Source organism: Corynebacterium sp. ACRQP, from assembly GCF_022345915.1.
Lineage (GTDB): Bacteria > Actinomycetota > Actinomycetes > Mycobacteriales > Mycobacteriaceae > Corynebacterium > Corynebacterium lehmanniae.
On sequence record NZ_JAKRMZ010000016.1, the window covers coordinates 42908 to 61768 of the forward strand.

Sequence of the window (18861 nt, forward strand, 5' to 3'; positions counted from 1 at the left end):
CACCCAAACTTACCGGCGCATGACCTTCTTGGACAGCCAGTTGCCAAGGAACTGCGCCAGCTGCACGATGACCACGATGACCAGCACCGCAGCCCAGGTGACCTGGGGCTCGAACGCGCGGTAGCCGTACACGATGGCGAAGTCGCCCACGCCGCCGCCGCCGATGTAGCCGGCCATGGCGGACATGTCGATCACCGCGATGAAGATGAAGGTGTAGCCCAAAATCAGCGGGCCGAGCGCCTCCGGCAGGATCACCGATGTGATGATCTTCCACGGGCTCGCACCCATGGACCGGGCGGCCTCGATCACGCCGGGGTCAATGGCCACCAGGTTCTGCTCCACAATGCGGGCGACGGTGAACGTGGCGGAAAAACACATCACGAACGTCGCCGCGGCGCGGCCGATGGTGGTGCCCACCACCTGCAAGGTCAGCGGGTAGAGCATCGCGATCATGATGATGAACGGGATGGGGCGGAAGAAGTTCACCGCCACGTTGATGATGGTGTAGACCACCTTGTTCTGCAGGATGCCGCCCGGGCGGGTGGTGTACAGAAACAGGCCCAGAAGCAGGCCGAAGAAACCGCCGACGACCATGGTGATGGCCACCATCCACAGGGTGTCGCCGATGGCTTCGACGAAGGTGGGGCCGAGGGTGTCCCAGTTCGGCTCGGCGAGGATGTACTCGGTTGCGCCAGTGCTCAACGGGTTCATCGGGTGATCTCCTCAATCTCGGTGCTTTGCTGCAGGGTGGCCAGAAACTCGTTGATGGCGGCGTCGTCGCCGTTGAGGCGCACGGTCATCTTGCCGAAGGAACGCTCCTGCAAGGTGGTGATGCCGGCGTGCACCGGCTCCACCGACACGCCGCGCTCGCGGGCGGCTTCCGCCGCGCCGAAGAACCCGGAGTCCTCCGTCAGGTCCACGGTGAACAGGCGGCCCGGCTTGGCCAGCAGCTCGCGCGCCTCCACCTCGTCGGGGCGGTTGCGCAGGCTGGTGGCGGCGAAACGCTGGGCCACAGATGTCTGCGGGTTGGCGAACACGTCGTAGACGCTGCCGTACTCCACCACCCGGCCGTCCTCCATGACGGCGACCTTGTCGGCGATGGCGCGGATGACGTCCATCTCGTGGGTGATCACCACGATGGTGATGCCGAGTTCCTCGTTGACGCGGCGCAGCACGCCTAGGACCTCGTGAGTGGTTTCGGGGTCGAGGGCAGACGTGGCTTCGTCGGCAAGCAAAAGCGACGGGTTGGTCGCCAGTGCTCGGGCGATGCCGACGCGCTGCTTCTGGCCGCCGGAGAGCTGCTCCGGGTAGTTCTCGCCGCGCTCGGACAGGCCGACGAAGTCGAGTAGCTCGGCGACGCGGCGCTTGCGTTCCTTTTTGTCCACACCGGCCAGCTTCAGCGGGTACTCGATGTTGCCGGCGGCGGTGCGGGAGGAAAAGAGGTTGAACTGCTGGAAGATCATGCCGACGTTGCGGCGGATCTCGCGCAGTTTGCGTTCGGACATGCCGACGACGTCGGTGCCGTCGAGAAGCAATTGCCCCGAGGTGGGCATGTCCAGGCCGTTGATGAGGCGGACAAGCGTGGACTTGCCGGCACCCGAATAGCCGATCACGCCGAGGATTTCGCCCGGCTCGACGGTCAGGGTGACGTCGTCGACGGCTTTGACCTCGCGGTCTTTGGTTTTGAAGACCTTGGATACGTTCCGGAACTCAATCCGGGTGCCAGTTTTTGCCATCTACTTGTACTCCTCCACAAGGCGGTCGAGGATCTCGTTGAGGTCCTCCTTGGAACGCTGGACCTGCACGGCGGTGCCGTTGGAGTCCTCGTTGAGCGCCGCGGTGACTTCTTCGGACTGCCAGACGTCCACGATCTTTTCGTAGGTCTCGTTGTCCAGGTCGTCGCCGGAGACGGTGAAGACGTTGATGTACGGCTCCGCCAGCTCCGAGTTCGGGTCGTCCGCGGCCACGGAGGAGGCCGGGTCGATGCCGGCGCGCTGCAGCCAGTTGTTGTTGATGACCGCCGGGCGGCCCTCGTTGTAGGCGTTCGGCGTCTGGGAAGCGTCCACGGCGACAACCTTGACCTTGGAGGCGTCCTTGTCGATGTCGGCCGGGGTCGGCGTCAGCTTCGGCGCGCCGTCGCGCAGGGTGACCAGGCCAGCCTGGACCAGCACGTTGATCGCGCGGCCCTGGTTGGACGGGTCGTTCGGGATGGCGATCTCAGCGTCCTCGATGCCGTCGAGGGAGTCGTGGTCCTTCCAGTACAGGCCCAGGACATTGATCTCGCCGGAGCCGATGATGCGCAGGTCCTTGCCGGAGGTGGCGTTGTACTGGGCCTGGTAGTTGATGGTCTGGAACTTCGAGATCTCAATCTGGCCCTCGGTCTGCGCCGGGTTGACCTGCGGGTACTCGGTGAACCGGACGATGTCCAGGTCGATGCCTGCCTTCTGCGCCTCGTCGGCGAAGACACTCCAGGCCTTCAGGTCGGCGTCGGTGGTGCCGATCTTCACGGTGACCTTGTCGCCGTCGCCATTGCTTGTCGACGACTCCGTCTCCGACGAGCAGGCCACCAGCCCGGTGGCCGCGATGAGCGATGCCGCCGCAGCGGCGATAACGCGCTTGGTACGCATGACGCGTGCTCCTTTTGCTTAGTTGGGGGTGTGTGGAGACTTACTTGTTCTGGAGGCGGTCCAGAATCTCGTTGAGCTCAGCCTGCTCGCGGTAGACCGGCACGGAGGTGCCCTTGGAGTCCTTCGCCGCAGCCTCGGCGACCTCCGGGGTCTGCCACAGCTCGACCAGCTTGTTCAGGGTCTCGTCATCGATGTCGTCGGCCTGGGCGGCGAAGACGTTGATGTACGGCTCAGCCTCCTTGGACTCCGGGTCGTCCTGGAAGACGGCCAGGCCCGGCTCGATGCCGGCGCGGTCCAGCCAGGTGTTGTTGATGATGGCCGGCTTGCCCTCGTTGTAGGCGGACGGGGTCTGGGACGCGTCCACCGGGGTGACGGTGACCTTGGAGGCGTCCTTGTCGATGTCGGCCGGGGTCGGGGCGAGCTCGTCCGCAACGCTGTCGCGCAGGGTGAGCAGGCCCGCCTGGACCAACACGTTGATGGCGCGGCCCTGGTTGGACGGGTCGTTCGGGATGGCCACGGACTCGCCGTCGATGCCGTCGATGGAGTCGTGGTCCTTCCAGAACAGCGCCAGCGGCACGATCTCGGTGGAGCCGACGACGCGCAGGTCGTTGTTGGAGGCCCTGTTGTACTCGGCGAGGTACTTGATGTGCTGGAACTTGTTCACGTCCAGCTCGCCCTGCGCGAGCGCCTCGTTGACCGGGGAGTAGTCGGAGAAGGAGACGATGTCCAGGGTGATGCCGTTGTCCTTGGCCAGGTCCTTGAACACGCGCCACGCTTCCTGGTCGGCCTCGGTGGTGCCGATCTTGACGGTGACGTTGTCGCCGTCCTTGGCGGCGGTGTCAGCGGTGTCGTCGGACTCGTTGGAGCAGGCGACCAAGCCCGTGGTGGCGAGGGCAGCCGCGGCAACGGTTGCGAGGGTGCGCTTGATACGCATTGGGGTCTCCTTGGGTAGGGAATCTATGACGGGTCAGAATCTAGCACCCTATGTACCGCTTAGTCTATTTTTTAGAACGAAGCAGTTTGCGCTTCTATGCCTGGGCCAATAAAAGCGCAGCTTGTCCGATGTTGTGCAACGCCGTTCGAAGGTGGTCTGACTCTGCGCTCGCATCCAACTTCATCCTGCAGTCCAGGTCGCGGCATACCCAAAGAAGGTGCCATGCAAGATCGTCCCAATTTGGTGCGCCGGTGAGGAAAGTGCATCCATTTTTGGTTACCTCTAGGTCGGTGCGATAGGGAGGGGGGATCCGTTCGGCCACCAGCTCGGGTGAGCTTTCCAGCTCCACACGGATGACGCAGGGATAGCGTTTTGTGATATCGCTGCTGAAGTCCGGGGGTGGTGGAACCTTCGGGGTGAAACCCCAGCATGTTGTTTGTGCGTTGCTTATTCGGTCGAGGCGAAAAGTGCGCCAGTCGTCTCTGCTTTTGTCAAATGCTTGGAGATACCAGAGCTCGCCTTGGGTCATGAGCCGGGCTGGTTCAACTTCCCTCGTGGATGATGTGCCGTTGGGCTTGCTGTAGGTGAAACGTACGAGCGTGTGGTCCTGCTGTGAAGTGGCGAGTTGGGTGAGTAGTTGTAGTTCGACGGTCGGGCGCTCATAGGGGAGCGCTGTTGTCGCGTTATCAACCGCTGATGCTAGGGCTCGCAGGTGGGGCGGCAAGATGTGATCAATCTTGGCCAAGGCGCGAAGCGCAGCTGCTCCAGCGTTGTCGGTGCCGTTCAGGGCCGTCATGCGCAGACTCGCGACGAGCGCGACGGCCTCGGTGTCGTCGAGGAGTAGGGGTGGTAAATGGCGACCAGTGCCCAATTGATAGCCGCCCTCGATCCCGCTGCTGGAATTGACCGGGTAGTCCATATCGCGCAACCGCGCGATATCGCGTCGCACTGTGCGCTCTGTGACGCCGAGCTCAGCGGCGAGGGCGCTTGCTTGCCACGTGGTTCGCGCTTGCAATAGTCCCAAAAGCTGGAGCACGCGCTGCGTCGTATTTGCCATGCGGTCATTCTTCTCCATGCTGCGGACAAAAGCTGTCCTCAACGGGGCTTAAGGTTCCGGTTGGAAGGTGATCGACAGGAAGGAATACCGATGTATTTTCCGCGCAAAGACAATGAGTTAGACACGCTTTGTAACTATCTTGACGTGCAGTTAGATGCGCTGCGGGCTAGCGCGTTTGGGCTTGACGACGATGCTGCGAGGCGCACTCCACTCCGCAGTGCGCTGAGCATTAGCGGACTGCTCAAACACGCCACGTTTGTCATGGTGGGGTCGCTTTCCGGTGCCGGTGTTGCCGGGTATGAATACTCACAGGCCGACTTTGCAGCCAGCTTTACGCCGACTGCCGAAGAGACGCTGGACCGCATCTTGGAACGCTTCGATTGCGTGCGAGCTGACTATATGGAGATGTGTCGCGGTGGTGACCTTGAGGCGGAACTGCCGGTGGGGCCGTTCCCGTGGTACGGCATGGATGAGCCGCAGGTAGCTAAGTTGCGCTACATCTACGTGCATGCGGTGGAGGAGTTCGCCCGCCATGCCGGGCATGCGGACATCATTCGGGAGCAGATTGACGGTGCGCAGGCTGCAGAGTTGCTTGCGGCGATCGAGGGGTGGGAACCGAACGAATACATCACCCCTTGGAGTGAGTAGCACACAGTTTCGAGCAGTGGTAGCGTCCCCTCCATGAGGTTCAACGGGGGAGCGCCGCTGTCGTGGTCGCGGCTCGAACGCATCCTCTCCGGCCGCCCCGGCCCGGAGCCGGTGCCGGTCGGCCACACCGGCACGCCCGCAGGCGGCGCGTACGGCAAGGCGGAGTCGACGTCTCCATCGCGCGAGCGATGCCTATCGACGACACCGTTCGCCGAGCTGCACACCGTCAGCTCGTATAGCTTCCTCGGCGGGGCGAGCGAACCGGAGGACTTGGTGGCCCGGGCCGTTGAGCTGGGGCTGAGCGCGGTGGGGCTGCTGGACCGGGACGGGTTCTACGGCGCGGTGAAGTTCGCGGAGGCGGCCGCCGCGGCCGGGCTGGACACCGTCTTCGGGGCTGAGCTGACGTTGGGCGACACCGTCCTGCCCGTGATCGCCCGCGGGCCGGAGGGCTACAAGCGCCTCTCCCACCTGATGGCGGACGCGCACATGGCCACCCGCGAGAAAGACAAGGTGGCCTACCCGCCGCTGGAGCTCATCGGCGACCAGCTGGGCAGCACCTGCGTCGTGCTTGCCGGCTGGCGGTGGGCGGAGGAAATCGACCACCTGGTCGACGTCTTCGGCGCGGACAATGTGGTGCTGGAGTACGAGGTGTCCATGACGCCCGAGGACGCGGACCGGCACGCAGCACTAGACCGGGCGCGAAACGCGCACGCGGAAAAACACGCAGCGCAGCTCCCTGCCATCGTCACTGCGGCACCGGCCGCGGCCACGCGCGACCAGGCCCGGCTGGCCCAGGCGAAGCGGGCGCTGGCCAGGCGCGAGTCGCTGGCCCAGGCGCACGGGGACTTGCACCCGATGGGGGCGAATTGGCTGCGCTCCGGCGACCAGCTCCAACGCATGTATCCGGGGTGCGAGGACAAGCTTGCCTACAGCGTCGAGCTGGCCAAACGCTGCGCTTTCACCCTTGACCTGGTCGCGCCGGAGCTGCCGCGCTATCCCACGCCGGACGGCCGCAGCGAGATGGAGCATCTGCGGGGACTCACGCTGGCGAGTGCGCAGTTTCGCTATGCGGCGAGGGGGCCGGAGGTGCGTCGAAAAGCAATGGCCCAAATCCGCTACGAGCTGGAGGTGATTGAGGAGCTGAATTTTCCCGGCTACTTCCTCATCGTGTACAACCTGGTGGATTTCTGCGCGAGGCAGAACATCATGTGCCAGGGGCGCGGGAGTGCGGCGAACTCGGCGGTGTGCTTCGCGCTGGGGATCACCAACGTGGAGCCGATCGAGGCGGGGCTGCTGTTCGAGCGGTTCCTCTCGCCGGACCGCGACGGCCCGCCCGACATCGACTTGGACATCGAGTCGGGCCGGCGCGAGGAGGTGATCCAGTACGTCTACGACACCTACGGGCGCGACAACGCGGCGCAGGTGGCCAACGTAATCACATACCGGACTAAGGGCGCGGTGCGCGACGCCGCTCGTGCTTTGGGGTTCGCGCAGGGCGCGGCTGATAGTTGGGCGAAGGGGATGGCGGAGGTGCCGGAGGGCGTCGAGAAGCTTGCGGCGCAATTCAAAGGGCAGCCGCGCCACCTGGGCATTCACTCCGGCGGTATGGTGATTTGCGACCGCCCGATTGCGGACGTGGTGCCCGTGGAGTGGGCGCGGATGGAAAACCGCTCGGTGGTGCAGTGGGACAAGGACGACTGTGCGTCTGCCGGCCTGGTCAAGTTCGACCTGCTCGGCCTGGGCATGCTGGAGGCGCTGCACCACATGGTGGATCTGGTGGAGGAAACCACGGGCCGCACGGTGCACTTGTGGGAGCTTCCGCTTGACGACGCCCACGTGTACGACATGCTCTGCCGCGCCGATTCCGTCGGCGTGTTCCAGGTGGAATCGCGCGCGCAGATGGGCACCCTGCCCCGGCTGAAGCCGCGCCGGTTTTTCGACCTGGTGGTGGAGGTGGCGCTGATCCGCCCGGGCCCGATCCAGGGCGGGTCGGTGCACCCGTATCTGCGGCGGCGCGACGGGCTGGAGCCGGTGGAGTACGACCACCCGGTGCTCGAGCGCGCCCTGGGCAAGACGCTGGGCATCCCGCTGTTCCAGGAGCAGCTCATGCAGATCTGCGTGGATGCGGCAGGCTTTTCCGGCCGCGAGGCGGATGCGCTGCGGCGGGCCATGGGGTCGAAGCGTTCACCGGCTCGCATGGCGGCGTTGAAGTCGCGGTTTTTCGAGGGGTGCTGGCGCACCAACGAGATTGGCTCGGAGGTCGCCGAGCGGCTGTGGCAGAAGATCGTGGCCTTCGCCGCCTACGGGTTCCCGGAGTCGCACTCGCAGTCGTTCGCCTCGCTGGTGTACTTCTCCGCTTGGTTTAAGCGCCACTACCCGGCGGAGTTCTGCGTGGGGCTTTTGCGCGCGCAGCCGATGGGGTTCTACTCCCCGCAGTCTTTGATCCAGGACGCGCGCCGCCACGGGGTGGAGGTGCTGCCGGTGTGCGTGAACAACTCCGGGTGCGAGGCGCTGTGCGTGGACTCCTCGACGATCCGGGTGGGGTTGAACCTGGTGCGGGGCCTGGGTGCGGATGCGGCATTGCGGATTGAACAGGCCGCGCCTTTCGACGGGATCGCGGACCTGGCGCGCCGGGCCGACCTGTCCGTGGAGCACGTCGAGGCGCTGGCTCGGGCGGGGGCGCTGGACTGCTTCGGGGGCACGCGCAGGCAGGCGCTGTGGCAGGCGGGCGTGGCCGCCACGGAGCGCGAGGGCATGCTGCCCGGGTTGTCCTCGGTGGTGGCGCCGTCGCTGCCGGGCATGAACCCGTTTGAGCTGATGGCCGCCGACGTTGCGGCCACCGGTGTCACGCCGGGGGTCATGCCGGTGGAGATGGTGCGCACAGCGCTGTCCGCGCAGGGCGTGGTGCCGGCCTCGGAGCTTCTGCACGGCGTGGAAGACGGCACCCGCGTTCGCGTGGCCGGCGTGATCACGCACCGTCAGCACCCAGCCACCGCAGGCGGGGTGACCTTCTTGGGAATGGAGGACGAGACCGGGCTGATCAACGTGGTCATCTCCGTCGGGCTGTGGAACAAACAGCGGGTGTTAGCGCGCACCGCCAAGGCGCTGGTCGTGCGCGGGATCGTGCAAAACGCCTCCGGGGCGGTATCCGTGGTGGCGGACCGGCTCGAGCCACTGGCGATGGGGGAGCTGCTCTCCCGCGGGTCCCGGGACTTCCGGTGATGGGGTACAAGTGGAGCAGAGGGGGGAAATGAAAATTTCGACCAATCCGGTGACAAAAACCTCGGCGGAGATCATTCTGGGCTCGCTACCTGAAGCGAGACGACAAAGGTACATGGATCTCGCCGGGCAAAAAGGGCCTTTGGTTGCTGCTCAGATTTATCTCTGGAACTCCTATGTTGCTGCAGCGATTCTCCGAACCACAGGGTTTGCAGAGGTGCAGCTGAGAACAGTCATCGACGAAAGTTTTGCGGAGTGGAATATCCAACACGGCGGAACTCGGGAGTGGATTACCGACCCAGTTGATTTGCTCGCGACAGTGGTGGCACAGCCGAAAAGGCCGCTGAGGTCATTCGCCGATTTGAAAACTGCTGGGCCGAACCCTACCCATAATGATTATGTGGCTGGATTAAGTTTTGGATCGTGGACCCAGCTGTTGCCGACGTCCCATTACCAAAACGACAGAAATCCTCGGCACGTGCTGTGGGTCGAAGCGATCCGCCCACGGTTAACTCACGCGGATGAGACGAACTTTTCTTCTCGAGCAAATAGTTTGCGGACCATCCGAAACCGAGCTTCGCATCACAGGCCGATTATTTCGGAGGAGAATGCAGTGAGACAGGCGCACCAAGACAGCGTTGAACTCTGCAAAATGATTAATCCGAAACTTGGTGAGTGGCTTCGGCGTGAACGCTGGATTTTAGAAGCGCTCAACCAGTCACCACTGAAATGAGGACAGCCCCCACAACTGAGGTGGGGGCCGTTGCCTATTCGCCGGAAAACCCGGCTCCGTGGAAGAAATCGTACAGTGCGAAACAGGAGGTCGCAACTGTTTGGCACGCGAGGCGGCCCGATGCTCTAGCGTGTCGTCGTTGCCGTAAAACTGCGCTGGGCGGATACCGAACAGTGCGTCGACGGCACCGAAGCAGCAGGAGAACTTGTCGTAGTCCACACGGGTCGCGCGTTTTCTGGTGATGGGTGTGTGACCGGGTGGCTGTGCCGGGTGTTGGCTGTGGATGCTTACCCCAGGATGCTTACTTCTAAACGCTTACTTCTCGAGAGAGCCAGGGCGATGCCAGCCGCCGTACTCGATGGGTAAGCATCCTGGAGTAAGCATCTACGCCGAGTAAGCATCCTGGGGTAAGCATCTACGCCGGAACAGCCCAACCATCCCGGGCTGGTAGCGTGAGCGCCATGTCAGACGCACCGCTGCAGCCTTTGCCCACCTCGGTGGAGACGATGCACAAGGTCTCCCCGAAGCTGATGTGGCCGAAGCTGGTCAGCAACGCCATCTGGATGTTCTTCGTCTGCGGCGGGCTCTACCTCTGTTACCGCGAGTGGGGCTGGGGTTTTCTCATCCCGCTGGGCCTGTTCGGCGTCTTTTTCATCTGGCGGTTCTTCCTCATCCCGTTCCAGGTGCGCAACATGGGCTGGCTGGAAACCGACAATGAGCTGGTGTTGAGCAAGGGCAAGATGTTCCACACCATCACGGTGATCCCGTACGGGCGCATCCAGTTCGTGGATGTGGAGTCCGGCCCGATCTCCCGCTCCCTCGGCCTGAAGGAGCTGAAGGTGCACACGGCGTCGAGCTCGTCGGATTCGGATCTTCCGGGCCTGCTCGCGGAGGACGCCGACGCGTTGCGGGACCGCCTGGCCGTCAAAGCCCGCGAGCGGATGAGCGGCCTGTGAGCACTGAGCACACCACGCCCGGCATGGAGGGCTACCGCCGCATCCACCGCCTCACCCCGCTGCTTCGCGTGTGGGCGTTCGTGCTGGCCCTGGCCACGATCGCGCTGTTCAACTTCACCATGCCTATCTATCACTGGGCGCAGCGCGAAAACGTCGGCGCGCGCGAGATCGCGTGGGCGGCGGCGGGTGCCGTCGCCGCACTCGCGGTGATTTTCGCGGTCTCCCAAATCTGGTGGCGCCGCAGCGGCTTCAAAATCGGCGAGGAGGAGGTAGAGGTGCGCCGCGGCGTGCTGACCAACCAGGTCCGCGCCGCGCGCTTCGACCGCATTCAGGCCGTCGACGTCATCGAATCCTTCGCGCCGCGCATCTTCGGCCTCGCGTCGGTGCGCATCGAGGCCGCCGGCAACGCGCAATCCGCCATCGACATCACCTACCTGCCGCGCGATGAAGCGGAGGAGGTGCGCGCGCAACTGCTGCGCCGCATCGGGGGACCGCAGAAGCAATTGCCTATCGACGCCTCCGGCCCGAACCTCGTCCCCCCAATCCCGATCCGCAGGTCGCTTATCGGCACCGCGTTCCAGATGTCCACGCTGTTCACCATTGCGTGGGCGTTCGTGCCGATCTGGACGGACCTGACCGCCGCGGCGATCATCCCGGTGCTGGTGGGGTTCCTGCCACGGATCTGGCGCACCATCGACCAGTCCTGGCGGTTCACCTGCACCAAGGAGGGGGAGATGTTCCACCTCACGTACGGGTTGGCCAACCGCCGTCGTCAAGCGGTGCCACGCTCGCGCATCCACGCGGTGCAGCTGCGCCAGCCGATGTTCTGGCGGCTGTTCGGCTGGTGGACCGTCTCCGTTGTGGTGGCGGGCTACGGCTCGGAGCGCAACAAGCAGACCGGCACCTCGAAGCTTCTGCCGGTGGGCACGTGGGAGCAGGCAAAGGCGATGGTGGACGCCATCGGGCCGATGACTGGCAGCGACCTGACGGACCTCGCCGGCGCCGACTACCGCTCGCCGCGCAGCGCCCGGTGGGTCTCGCCGATCGATTGGAAGCGCCAGACCGTCACCATCCGCGACGGCGCAGTCGCCGCGACGGCCGGCCGGCTGGGACGCTGGTACCAGATGGTGGAAACCCCCCACATCCAGGAACTGGCGTTCGAGCAGGGCCCGCTGCAGCGCGTCCTCGGCCTGGCCAACGTGGACCTGGACATGGTGCCCGGCCCGTTCAGTGTCTCCCTGCGCGATGTGGGGGAGGCGCAGGCGCGTGAAATCGTCGATAAGCTGCGGGCCCGCAAGCTCCCGCCGATGCAGGTCACGGACCCCTTGTCAGATGCCGCCGACGAACCCGAGCTGGCGCCACGCCTCGTAGACGGCGACTGACGCGGAGTTGGTCAGGTTCATGCTGCGCCGCGCCGGCAGCATCGGAATGCGCACCTCGCGCGTGATCCGCGGGTGGGCGAGGTGCTCAACGGGAATGCCGTTGGCCTCGTTGCCGAACAGCAGCGCGTCGCCGTCCTGATACGACACCTCGTGGTAGCGGTGCTCGGTGTGCGCGGTGAACGCGAAGATGCGCGAATCGGGGATGGTATCGAAGCAGGCGTCGATGTCCGGGTGGATGATCACGTCCGCCAGGTCGTGGTAGTCCAGGCCGGCGCGTTTGAGGTGCTTATCGTCGAAGTTGAAGCCGAGCGGCTCGACGAAGTGCAGCTGCGCCCCGGTGTTGGCGGCGAGGCGGATGGCGGCGCCGGCGTTGCCGCCGATGGCCGGGTTGTCGTAGATCAGGTGGAGCACGCCTGACAGTCTAGGATTGGGGCCGTGACTGCGATCAAACTGGACGGAAAACTCTACCGCGAGGAGATTTTCGCGGATTTGAAGGAGCGCGTGGCTCGTCTCAAGGCTGAGCACGGCGTCACCCCGGGCCTGGCCACGGTGCTGGTGGGGGAGGACCCGGCGAGCCAGAACTATGTGGGCATGAAGCACAAGGACTGCGAGGAGCTGGGGATCGCGTCCATCATGAAGGAGCTGCCGGGCGATAGCACTCAGGAGGAGCTCGAGGCGCTTATCGACGAGCTGAACCACGACCCGGCCGTCACCGGCTACATCGTCCAGCTGCCGCTGCCGAAGCACCTGGACGAAAACCGCATCCTGGAGCTGATTGATCCGTCCAAGGACGCCGATGGGCTGCACCCGGTGAACCTGGGCAAGCTCGTGCTCAACGAGCCGGCGCCGCTGCCGTGCACCCCGAACGGCTCCATCAAACTGCTGGAGCGCTTCGGCGTGGATTTGAACGGCGCGATCGTCTGCGTGATCGGCCGTGGCGTGACGGTGGGCCGGCCGATCTCGCTGATGCTCACCGCCCGCGACGTCAACGCCACCACCGTGCTGTGCCACACCGGCACCAAGGACCTGGCCGCGGAGACCCGCCGCGCCGACGTGATCATCGCCGCCGCCGGAAAGCCGCACATGATCACCGCGGACATGATCAAGGAAGGCGCCGCGCTTCTCGACGTCGGCGTGTCCCGCGTCGACGGCAAAACCGTCGGCGACCTGCACCCGGACGTGTGGGAGAAGGCCGGCTGGGTCTCCCCGAACCCGGGCGGCGTGGGCCCGATGACGCGCACGTTCTTGGTGCGCAACATCGTGGAAAACGCGGAACGCCAAGCCGGCATCGGCCAGGACGCCAGCTAGGGCGTGAGCCGGTTTGGCAAGTAGCAGGATCCAGCTGCCTGGGAGCGACCGGTTGAGCACGGAGCTCCCGGACGGGCTGACGCTGGACAACCCCCACGACCGCGGCGCCGCGGCCTCGCCGTTGCCCGTTGTGGTGCAGCGGGTGATGGCCGCGCTGTTCGTGGTGGGGTTCGTGCTCTCGGGGATCTACGCGGCCACGGAGCACTGGCGCCGCGCCACGTTCACCCTGGGCGCGGCCATGCTGTGGCTCACCGTGATGCGCCTGACCTGCGATTCCAGGGTGATTGGCCTGGTGGCGGTGCGCTCAAAGCGTTTCGACGCGCTGTTTACCACGGCGCTCGGCGCGGCCATGCTGTGGCTGTCCTGGTCGGTGGACGCCCTGGGGTCGTAGCTCACCGACGCAGCGCCACTCAACATTCACCAGGTGTTCACCTTCGCGTCGGCTAGACGTCGGCAGGCGGTAACCTTGCGTCCCTAGTGTGCCACGGGTGAATTTTGGTAACGGTGCTGAAAACATTGCAAGCGATACGGCCCAGGTCTCCTTACAGGGAGTCCGGCGTGAGTTTGCGGACGGCACTGGGCTCCACGAGACGTCCCTGGACATCGCGAAGGGCGAGTTCGTCTCCATCCTCGGCCCCTCCGGCTGCGGCAAGTCCACGCTTCTACGCTGCATCGCCGGGCTGGAAACGCCGGACGCGGGCGTGATCGAGTTCGCCGGCCGCGAGGTGTTCGGCCCGAACACCAACGTGCCGGTGAACAAGCGCAACCTGTCCATGGTGTTCCAAGACCTCGCGCTGTGGCCGCACATGACCGTGGCTAAAAACGTCGAATTCCCGCTGACCACCGGCAAGCAGAAGGTGTCCAAGGCGGAGCGCGACAAGCGCGTGGCCCGCGCGATGGACATGGTGGGCATCGGCGCGAAGGCCGAGCAGTGCCCGAACGAGCTCTCCGGCGGGCAGCAGCAGCGCGTCGCCATTGCGCGTGCGCTCGTCTCCGACCCGGAGCTTTTGCTTATGGACGAGCCCCTGTCCGCCCTCGACGCCGCCCTGCGCACCCAGATCCGTTCCGAGCTGACCCGCCTGGCATACGAGCTGAACCTCACCGTCATCTACGTCACGCACGACCAGTCGGAGGCGCTGGCCATGTCCGACCGTGTCGCGGTGATGAACGCCGGCAACGTCGCGCAGTTCGCGGACCCGGTTGAGTTGTACGACCACCCGGCGGACGACTTCGTCGCCGGCTTCGTCGGCGTGACCAACACCCACGAGACCCTGCCGTCGAACCGGCCGGAGGACCTCGAGGTCACCCCGCTGCATGGAAAGCGACCGGATGTGCTTCCGGCGAACTCCATCGTCGGCGAGGTGGTGGAAAGCCAGTACACCGGCGGACGCTACGAAGTCCGCAGCGTCGTGCCGGGTGCGCCGGAGCCTTGGCTGGCCTACACCAGGCACCGCCTGGGCCGCGGCGACGAAGTACTGCTCACGCTCACCCCGCGTTCCTAATCCCGTTTCCCCTTTTACAGGAGATTTCCCAACATGAAGAAGATCATCGCAGCGCTTGCGGGCGCATCCGCCGCGTTCGGCCTGGTTGCCTGCGGCTCCGTCGAGTCCAACGACACCGCTGAGTCCACCGGCGCAAACGAGGCCAACGAGACCGTCGCCGCCGACGAGTGGAAGGCCCCGGAGGGCCTGTCCGGTTCCATCGACTACTACTCCGCAAACCCGCAGGGCCTGACCGACGCGCTGGTCGAGGCCTTCCAGGAGAAGACCGGCGTGACCGTCAACGTGTTCGCTGGCACCACCGGCGAGGTCACCGCCAAGATCAAGGCGGAGGAAGCCAACCCGCAGGCCGACGTGGTTTACCTGGCGTCCTGGAGCGCCGCGAACAAGCAGGCAGAAACCGGTGCGCTGGAGTCCTACAAGCCGGAGAACATCGATGCCGCCAACGCCGATTGGAACGCCGCGGACGACACCTTCCACGGCCGCGACGGCTCCGCGCTCGCACTGGTGGCGAACACCGACGTGGTCTCCGACATCCCGACCGACTGGGAGGACCTGGCAGACCCGAAGTACGCCGACCAGGTGATCATGCCGGATCCGCGCGAGTCCGGCACCGCCGCCGACCTGCTCACCGCCATGATCGCCGAGTGGGGCGAGGACAAGACCTGGGAGCTGTTTGACAAGCTCTTCGACAACGGCATGATCGTCCAGGGCGCCAACGGACCGGCGCTTGACCAGGTCACCTCCGGTTCCAAGGGTATCGTCTTCGGCGGCGTGGACTACTCCGCGTACTCCGCCAAGGGCAAGGGCGAGCCGCTCGAGGTTGTCATCCCGTCCTCCGGCACCACGGTCACCCCGCGCCCGGTGATGATCATGCAGTCCTCCGACAACATGGACGCCGCGAAGGCCTTCGTGGACTTCATGTTCTCCGAGGAGGCGCAGCAGATCTCCGCGTCCAAGAACATGATCCCGTCCAACAAGAACGTGGAGCCGAAGAACGGCCCGAAGCTGGCAGACATCAAGCAGATCTCCGACGACTGGGCCGCCATCTCCAAGGACTCCAAGAACGTCCGCGAGCAGTTCGCTGACCGTTACCTGAAGTAAAGGCACCAATGACGGCGAAGACGAAAACCAGCCCCGGGGTCTACCCGGTCCTGATCATCCTCCTGGTCCTGGTGGCGGCACCGCTGGTGTCCGTCCTGGTCACAGCGGTGACCGGCTACCGCGGCGAAGACTCTGCCCTGCAGAGCCTGCTGCGCCCGGAGATGCTGCGGGTGATCCGCAACACGGTCTGGCTTTCCGTCCTCGTCGTCTTCTTCGCCACACTCTTTGCGGCACCGCTGGCCTTCTTCCGAGCCTGGACGCCCATGCGGCGCGCAGGGTGGGTGGAAGTGCTGGTCATGGTGCCGTTTATGACCCCGCCGTTCGCCGCGGCGATGGCGTGGATGGACTTCACCCGCCTGCGCGGCGTGGCGGACATGCTGTTGGGGCCCACGCTTGGCGACGCCGTCCGGTCCGCCATCAACTCAGTGTGGGGCATGGGCTTCATCATGGCCGCTGAACTCTTCCCGTTCCTCTACCTGATCCTGCGCAACGCGTTCGCGTCGATCCCGGCCTCGCAGCTGGAGATGGCGCAGGTGGCGGGTGCGAGCCGGTGGCAGCAGTTCAGCCGCGTGGTCGTGCCGGCGGTGGTCGGTCCGTACTCGCTCGGCGCGCTGATCGTCTTCATCAAGGCCGCCGGCGAGTTCGGCACCCCGGTCACCCTCGGCAACGCGATCGGCTACGAGGTGCTCGTTTCCTCGATCTACCAGGACGTGACCATCGACCCGCTGAACTTCTCCAAGGCGGCGGCGTCCTCCAGCGTGCTGTTCACGCTCGGTGTGATGGCGTGGGCCATCCAGCAGTGGGCGGGCAGGGGAGTGCTCGCCACGGGCGGCAGGGTGTCTCGCGCGGTCAACCTTCGGCCGTCGAGAAGCATGATGGCTCTTGCCTGGCTGTACACCGCGGTGGTGTTCACGCTGAGCGTGTTCATCCCGTACATCTCCATCATCCTGGCGGCGATGACCATCCTGCGCTCCAAGCCGCCGACACTGGACAACCTCACGTTCGACTACTTCCACATCGTGCTGACCATGCCGTCCGGGCAGGAGGCGCTGACCCGCTCCATCGTGCTCGGCGCCATCGGCGCGACAACCGCGGTGATCCTGGCGCTGGCGGTGACGGTGTTCACGATGCGCAGCCGCCGCTGGCCCGCGCGCGTCTCCGACTTTTTGGCCGTGGCGCCGGACACCGTGCCCGGCATTGTGCTGGCGATCGGCTTCATCCTCCTGTGGAACTCGCCGAAGCTGCCGTTTACCCCGTACGGTTCGCAGTTGATCCTGGTTATGGCGTTTACGGTGCTGTTTGTGCCGATGGCGGTGCAAAACATCAAAACGTCCGCCGCCGCGATGTCGCCGACGCTGTCGGAGGCCTCCGCCGTCGCCGGCGCGACGTCCTGGCAGACGTTTACCCGCGTCACCCTGCCGATGCTCGCGCCCGGTATCTTCGCCGGCTGGCTGCTCGCGTTCTTCGTGGGCATCCGCGAGCTGGTCATGTCCTCGCTGATCCGCCCGACGCGCATCAACCTGCTCGCGCCGTGGATCATGAACCAGTTTGAGCAGGGCCACCGCGCCGAAGCCATGGCGATGACGCTGATCGGCGTGGGCACCTCCACCGTCGTGCTTGTGCTGATCCGCTGGTGGCAGGGCAAAAGTAGCGCACACGTTCGGTAATTTGGCACTGCGTGTCGGCGGGCTTCGTAGGGTTGAAGCTGTCGTTTCCCCAGGAGGTCCCGCATGACAGATTCCCACCCGAGTATTTTCTCGTTCACCACCGACATCCCCGGCACCGAGGTTGAGGTCACCGTGTCGGTGAAGTCGATTTACGAGGACGAACCGTCTCCCCAGCAAATTGATTTTGCCCGCAAGATGACGGCCGAGCTGTCGGCCGCTGTGTCCGAGTACACGCCAGTGCAGCCGTGGCGTACCGAGTCTTTGGATGCCTACGTCGTGCTGGCCAACACCCACCAACTGCTGGATTTGGGGCGCGATTCCGTTGACACCACCCCTTCACAGGCGCGCCGCTACTTCGCGGAAGCCGCCGACAACCTAGAGATTCTCAAAGAATGGGACCCACGCTTCACCACCGCGTACTACCAGGCCAGGAAGTGCGAACAGGCGGCCGGCAACTTCCTCATGGGTGAGCTCGAGGAGTTCCACGATTGCTTAGAGACGTGGATGCCAACGCGTCTGGGAGGCGACAGTCCCACAGAGCGAGTCGTGGTGGTGGACGATTTGCAGACGCAGGAAAGCTTCGCCGCCACGCTCACCCCGGACCACGAGGCGGTGAGCGTGAACATGCTGGACGCGGACGAGGTGGACGATTACTTTGCGGTCGGCCGTACCGTGTACCCGGTGCCGATGTACCCGGACGGGACGGTGATTTCGCGGCTTGCCACCTCGGTCTACGTCGACGACATGCGCATCACCTACCTTGTGCACACCGAAGATGAGGCGTTTCCGTTGCTGAAGGAGCTCGGCGAGACCGCCGAAGAATTCTGTAGTCTCACCTGCGGTTACACGCCGGTGGAGTACTACACCGAACTCGCCTACGCGAAGCAGCTGGACAACCTGGTGTATTCCCCGCGCTTCGACGAGGACGGGGTGTACCGCCGCAACCTGCTGGACATGTACGCGTACTCGTTGTCGGTGATGAGCAACTTTGACGAGGTGTATGAAGTGCCCCGCGACTTGGCCCGCAGCGCGGCGAAGCTCAACGAGGAGATGCGTGTCGACGCAGCAGTCGAGCTGGCCCGCACCATTGGGCACTGGCTGCCACGCGACATCTCGGAGCTCATCCCGCGCGGCTGGACCGACGCCAGCAACCAGGAATTCTCGCTTGCACTTGAAGATGGGCTGAACCTGCTCCCGGGCAGCCGATTCGTGGCGGTGTTCGACCACCAGTCGCCAGAAGAGTACGGGGAGACGTGCTTGCCGAACCGGGAGCAGCTATACCCGTTTGTGTACGGGCATGTGGCGGAGGCGGACATCTTCGACCTGCGTCACGCCCAGATTTTCCTGGGCGACGTGTAGCCCGCGGATATCCTGGCACCATGCCTAACCACGCAGCCGACCCCGTCCTCGTTGTCGCCGACATCCACCTCGGCCGCAAGCAACACGGCGACAAGAAGACCGGCCCCGGCATCGACTGGGCGCTGGGCACCCTGCAACGCGGCGCGGAGGCGGGCGCTCGGCACCTGGTCATGCTGGGCGACGTCATCGACCGCAAGCGGTTCGCGGACGCGACATACGGCGAGGTCACCCGGTTTTTCGCCCGCGGGCTCGAGCTGTTCGACACCGTCGTGTTCATCGCGGGCAACCACGACGTGCACCACGATCTCACAGAAACCATCCCGGACGGCGTGATCGTCGCAAGGCAAGAGCCCCAGACCATCCGGGCG

Annotated in this window: 18 protein-coding genes; 12 read left to right on the plus strand and 6 right to left on the minus strand. The window is 64.9% G+C overall.

Annotated features, from left to right (window positions below; translation table 11 throughout):
* Positions 1–9: 9 nt before the first annotated feature.
* From MHY23_RS07635 to MHY23_RS07655, 5 genes are all read right to left on the minus strand, one after another.
* Complete coding sequence (locus tag MHY23_RS07635) at positions 10–711, minus strand: methionine ABC transporter permease (protein ID WP_239307062.1); 702 nt, start codon at positions 709–711, stop codon at positions 10–12.
* Positions 708–1736: a methionine ABC transporter ATP-binding protein gene (locus MHY23_RS07640; RefSeq protein ID WP_239307063.1), complete on the minus strand. Its 1029-nt coding sequence runs from the start codon at positions 1734–1736 to the stop codon at positions 708–710. Before MHY23_RS07640 ends, MHY23_RS07635 begins: the two co-directional genes overlap by 4 nt.
* Positions 1737–2627 (minus strand): MetQ/NlpA family ABC transporter substrate-binding protein, encoded by an 891-nt coding sequence (locus tag MHY23_RS07645; protein ID WP_239307064.1) that lies wholly within the window; start codon positions 2625–2627, stop codon positions 1737–1739. It abuts the gene before it with no gap.
* A gap of 40 nt (positions 2628–2667) precedes the next feature.
* A complete protein-coding gene (locus MHY23_RS07650) occupies positions 2668–3561 on the minus strand; it encodes a MetQ/NlpA family ABC transporter substrate-binding protein (RefSeq protein ID WP_239307065.1) in 894 nt (297 codons plus the stop codon).
* A gap of 94 nt (positions 3562–3655) precedes the next feature.
* The gene (locus MHY23_RS07655; RefSeq protein WP_239307066.1) at positions 3656–4636 is read right to left on the minus strand and encodes a YafY family protein; all 981 of its coding nucleotides are present in this window, start codon (positions 4634–4636) and stop codon (positions 3656–3658) included.
* 72 nt (positions 4637–4708) lie between these two features.
* Here MHY23_RS07655 and MHY23_RS07660 point away from each other — a divergent pair, with 72 nt between their 5' ends.
* From MHY23_RS07660 to MHY23_RS07680, 5 genes are all read left to right on the plus strand, one after another.
* Positions 4709–5266 (plus strand): DinB family protein, encoded by a 558-nt coding sequence (locus MHY23_RS07660; RefSeq protein WP_239307067.1) that lies wholly within the window; start codon positions 4709–4711, stop codon positions 5264–5266.
* Positions 5267–5299: 33 nt separating this feature from the next.
* Entirely contained in the window at positions 5300–8488 is a 3189-nt protein-coding gene (locus MHY23_RS07665; RefSeq protein ID WP_239307068.1) for an error-prone DNA polymerase, read from the plus strand.
* Between the two features lie 28 nt (positions 8489–8516).
* The gene (locus MHY23_RS07670) at positions 8517–9218 is read left to right on the plus strand and encodes a hypothetical protein (protein WP_181889877.1); all 702 of its coding nucleotides are present in this window, start codon (positions 8517–8519) and stop codon (positions 9216–9218) included.
* A 461-nt stretch (positions 9219–9679) separates the two neighbouring features.
* The gene (locus MHY23_RS07675; protein ID WP_239307069.1) at positions 9680–10174 is read left to right on the plus strand and encodes a PH domain-containing protein; all 495 of its coding nucleotides are present in this window, start codon (positions 9680–9682) and stop codon (positions 10172–10174) included.
* Positions 10171–11556 (plus strand): PH domain-containing protein, encoded by a 1386-nt coding sequence (locus MHY23_RS07680; RefSeq protein WP_239307070.1) that lies wholly within the window; start codon positions 10171–10173, stop codon positions 11554–11556. The genes MHY23_RS07675 and MHY23_RS07680 overlap by 4 nt, the downstream gene beginning before the upstream one ends.
* On the opposite strand, the gene MHY23_RS07685 is transcribed toward MHY23_RS07680, so the two are convergent.
* Positions 11503–11976, minus strand: a complete 474-nt coding sequence (locus MHY23_RS07685; RefSeq protein ID WP_239307079.1) for a tRNA (cytidine(34)-2'-O)-methyltransferase — start codon at positions 11974–11976, stop codon at positions 11503–11505. The two genes, MHY23_RS07680 and MHY23_RS07685, sit on opposite strands and share 54 nt — an antisense overlap.
* A gap of 15 nt (positions 11977–11991) precedes the next feature.
* Between MHY23_RS07685 and MHY23_RS07690 the strand changes: the two genes are divergently transcribed.
* The 7 genes from MHY23_RS07690 to MHY23_RS07720 all read left to right on the plus strand — a co-directional run.
* Complete coding sequence (locus tag MHY23_RS07690) at positions 11992–12864, plus strand: bifunctional methylenetetrahydrofolate dehydrogenase/methenyltetrahydrofolate cyclohydrolase (protein WP_239307071.1); 873 nt, start codon at positions 11992–11994, stop codon at positions 12862–12864.
* Between the two features lie 52 nt (positions 12865–12916).
* Complete coding sequence (locus tag MHY23_RS07695) at positions 12917–13255, plus strand: DUF3017 domain-containing protein (protein ID WP_239307072.1); 339 nt, start codon at positions 12917–12919, stop codon at positions 13253–13255.
* A 97-nt stretch (positions 13256–13352) separates the two neighbouring features.
* Positions 13353–14366: an ABC transporter ATP-binding protein gene (locus tag MHY23_RS07700; protein ID WP_239307073.1), complete on the plus strand. Its 1014-nt coding sequence runs from the start codon at positions 13353–13355 to the stop codon at positions 14364–14366.
* A 33-nt stretch (positions 14367–14399) separates the two neighbouring features.
* Positions 14400–15467: an ABC transporter substrate-binding protein gene (locus tag MHY23_RS07705; RefSeq protein WP_239307074.1), complete on the plus strand. Its 1068-nt coding sequence runs from the start codon at positions 14400–14402 to the stop codon at positions 15465–15467.
* Between the two features lie 8 nt (positions 15468–15475).
* A complete protein-coding gene (locus tag MHY23_RS07710) occupies positions 15476–17134 on the plus strand; it encodes an iron ABC transporter permease (protein WP_239307075.1) in 1659 nt (552 codons plus the stop codon).
* A gap of 63 nt (positions 17135–17197) precedes the next feature.
* On the plus strand, positions 17198–18493 hold the full coding sequence (locus MHY23_RS07715) for a hypothetical protein (RefSeq protein WP_239307076.1): 1296 nt from the start codon (positions 17198–17200) through the stop codon (positions 18491–18493).
* A 20-nt stretch (positions 18494–18513) separates the two neighbouring features.
* The coding region (locus tag MHY23_RS07720; RefSeq protein WP_239307077.1) for a metallophosphoesterase at positions 18514–18861 on the plus strand (348 nt) is incomplete at its 3' end.